This is a genomic window from Flavobacterium sp. (assembly GCF_044361015.1).
Taxonomy (GTDB): Bacteria; Bacteroidota; Bacteroidia; order Flavobacteriales; family Flavobacteriaceae; genus Flavobacterium.
On record NZ_JBIKJL010000108.1, the window covers coordinates 1 to 3,191 of the forward strand.

A 3,191-nucleotide genomic window follows, 5' to 3' on the forward strand; every position below is an offset into this window, starting at 1 on the left:
ATTCTGAAACTTCGTGCGTTTACTTCCTTCATAAATATCATATTTCACCAACCGAGCTTCTAATTTACCGTTGAATAATTTGATTTTTCGGGAAGGTTTCAATCCAACAAACTTCAATGCTTCTAAGTTGGCTGTGATAAACCAGGCCTGAGTATTAGGGTAACTTTGTTTAAACGTATCGCCAATTTCTCTGTAAAAACGTTCCATGTCAATATCCAAACGTTCGCCATACGGCGGATTAAAAACCATGTGCAACGGTCCTTCGGTATGTTTTTCTGTTTCAAAAAAGTCTTTTTGCTCAATGGTCACATAATCATCCAAATTAGCATTTTGAATATTGTCTTGAGCTTTACGAACGGCACTCGGAGCTTTGTCATAGCCTTTGATGGTGTAATGAAACTCTCTGGTTTTCTTCATCAAACTATCAATGATTTGGTCAAATAAATCATTGTCCCAATCGTTCCACTTTTCAAAAGCAAATTCTTTTCGGTTAATGTTTGCCGGAATATTGCATGCAATCATCGCAGCTTCCGCTAAAATGGTTCCGCTCCCGCACATCGGATCTAAAAAGTGAGAAGTTCCCTCCCAACCGGAAAGAAGCAACATTCCTGCTGCTAAAACTTCATTGATTGGAGCAATATTAGTTGCCGAACGATAACCTCGTTGGTGTAACGATTCACCGGAAGTATCTAAAGAAACCGTGCATTGGTCGCGATCTAAATGTATATGAATTCGTAAATCAGGAAAATCTTTATCTATACTCGGACGAACACCTGATTTGGCTCTGAATTGATCCACAATCGCATCTTTCGTTTTTAAAGCAACGAATTGCGAGTTATTAAATGCTTCCGAATACAAAGTTACATCTACTACAAATGTTTGCTTTTCGGTCATAAACTGACTCCAATCAATGCTCGCTACTCCATCATACAAACTCTTTTCATTGTACACTTTAAACCATTTGATGGGTTTTAAAATTTTAAGAGCCGTTCGCAAGGATAAATTAGCTTTGTACATAAATCCTTTATCACCGAAAAAGGTCACCACCCGTGTTCCGGTTTGCACATCTTGTCCGCCTAACTGCTGTACTTCTTTCGCTAAAATCTCTTCAAAACCAAAAAAGGTTTTGGCAACCATCTTAAAATTCTTTTCCATGACTATTAAATCTGTAAAACTTGGCAAAAATACACTAAATTTGCACGTTCCTAAAGTATCTATTCAATTAATGTCAGATTCTATAAAACCTCTACCCCGCTCCCGAAACGTCGGGATGCAACCCACAAATAATAACTGGTATGCATCCTGGTTTGACACACCTTATTATCACATACTCTACAAAGACAGAGATTATGATGAAGCCCAGATTTTTATGGATAATCTAACCCATTATTTAAATTTGCCTGAAGACGCAAAAATTTTAGATCTTGCTTGTGGAAAAGGTCGTCATTCTATTTATCTTAATCAATTAGGATTTGATGTAACCGGAGCTGATTTGTCTGAAAATAGTATCACGGAAGCCTCAAAATCATCTAATGACAAATTGCATTTTCAAGTACACGACATGCGAATTTCGTTTGAAGAAAAGTTCGATGCAATTTTCAATTTGTTTACCAGTTTTGGGTATTTTGAAGATGATGCAGATAATTTAACAACGCTAAAAGCCATTCGCGACAGTTTATCAGAATATGGTTTTGCTGTGATTGACTTTATGAATGTTGATCAGGTGTTGAAAAATTTAATTCCCGAAGAAACAAAAACAGTGGATGGTATTGATTTTCATATCAAACGTTATGAAAAAAACAATTACATTTATAAAGAAATTTCATTTTCTGATAAAGGAGAAGATTTTCACTTTACTGAAAAAGTCCAAGCCTTACGATTAGCTGATTTTGAAAAAATGATGGAAGAAGCCGACATTTACTTATTAGATGTTTTTGGTGATTACAAACTCCGAAAATTCTATAAAGCTCAATCTGAACGTTTAATTTTGATCTTTAAATAATGCAGTATACTATTACTTTTTCAGCTGTCATCTTAGGGTTTTTGATTGCCTTGTTCTTGAAACCTCAAAAGAAAAAAAACATAAAATTATTATTGGCGTTTAGTGGAGCTTTTTTGCTTTCGCTGACGGTTTTGCATTTACTTCCTGAGTTATTTGAAGATTCCCACCATGTTCATGAAGGCGAACATGTTCATTCGTCAATTCCGGTGGGTGTTTTTATTATGATTGGAATTTTGTTCCAAATAGTCTTAGAATTTTTCTCTAAAGGTGCCGAACACGGTCACGTTCACGTGCATACCGATGAAAACAATGAAGTACATCAAATTCCGTGGTTGTTGTTCATTAGTTTATGTATTCATGCGTTGTTAGAAGGATTTCCTATTCATGAAAACACAAATTTGGCGTACGGAATTGCGGTGCACCACTTCCCAATTGCCATCATTCTAACGTTGTTTTTTGTGAATGCCAAAATGAACAAATTCATAGTTTTTGCATTCATGCTTTCATTTGCTTTGATGACACCGCTTGGAACCTTATTAGCCGAACAATTGCATTTTGCTCAACATTATTCCAAAGAGATTTCAGCAATTGTTGTTGGCATTTTATTTCATATTTCTTCTACTATTATTTTTGAAAGTAATGAAGGACACAAATTCAACTTAGCTAAAGTAACAATGATTGTAGTTGGATTTTTGTTGGCTTATGTGATGGAAATGGGGCATTCGCATTAAAATAGCAAAATCAATTACAAAAATCAATTTCAATTGCAAAATTCAAGCTCAAAATTTGCGTCTTGGCGTCTTTGCGAGAAATGGAAATCTTGTATCTTTGAGTGAAATTTAGCACTATGTCTTTTACCAAAACTACCGAACAATCCTCCAAGTACGAGCATCTCGAAAAGATGTCGGTTACAGAATTATTACAAAACATCAATTCCGAAGATAAAACCGTTCCATTAGCCGTTGAAAAAGCATTACCTCAAATTGAGAAAACAGTTGAAAAAGTGGTTAGTCAATTAAGAAGCGGAGGAAGACTTTTTTATATTGGTGCCGGAACATCCGGAAGATTAGGTGTTGTCGATGCTTCTGAATGCCCGCCCACTTTTGGTGTTCCTTTTGATTTGGTAGTGGGAATTATTGCCGGCGGAGACAAAGCCATTCGAAAAGCGGTAGAATTTGCCGAAGATGAT

The 3,191-nt window shown here is 35.9% G+C and carries 3 protein-coding genes and 1 pseudogene; 3 read left to right on the top strand and 1 reads right to left on the bottom strand.

Translation table 11 applies throughout. From position 1 onward, the window contains the following. A partial coding sequence (locus ACIQ2Z_RS12820) for a class I SAM-dependent RNA methyltransferase (RefSeq protein WP_396184559.1) occupies positions 1-1,155 on the bottom strand: 1,155 nt, incomplete at its 3' end. A 115-nt stretch (positions 1,156-1,270) separates the two neighbouring features. Here ACIQ2Z_RS12820 and ACIQ2Z_RS12825 point away from each other — a divergent pair. The 3 genes and pseudogenes from ACIQ2Z_RS12825 to ACIQ2Z_RS12835 all read left to right on the top strand — a co-directional run. Beyond that, positions 1,271-2,002 carry a class I SAM-dependent methyltransferase gene (locus ACIQ2Z_RS12825; RefSeq protein WP_396184562.1) on the top strand — a complete coding sequence of 244 codons (732 nt, stop codon included), beginning with the start codon at positions 1,271-1,273 and terminating at the stop codon, positions 2,000-2,002. Continuing rightward, positions 2,002-2,733, top strand: coding sequence for a ZIP family metal transporter (locus ACIQ2Z_RS12830; protein ID WP_396184561.1), 732 nt, complete (start codon positions 2,002-2,004; stop codon positions 2,731-2,733). Before ACIQ2Z_RS12825 ends, ACIQ2Z_RS12830 begins: the two co-directional genes overlap by 1 nt. A 116-nt stretch (positions 2,734-2,849) precedes the next feature. Next, positions 2,850-3,191, top strand: a pseudogene (locus ACIQ2Z_RS12835) (N-acetylmuramic acid 6-phosphate etherase); the annotation flags it as partial.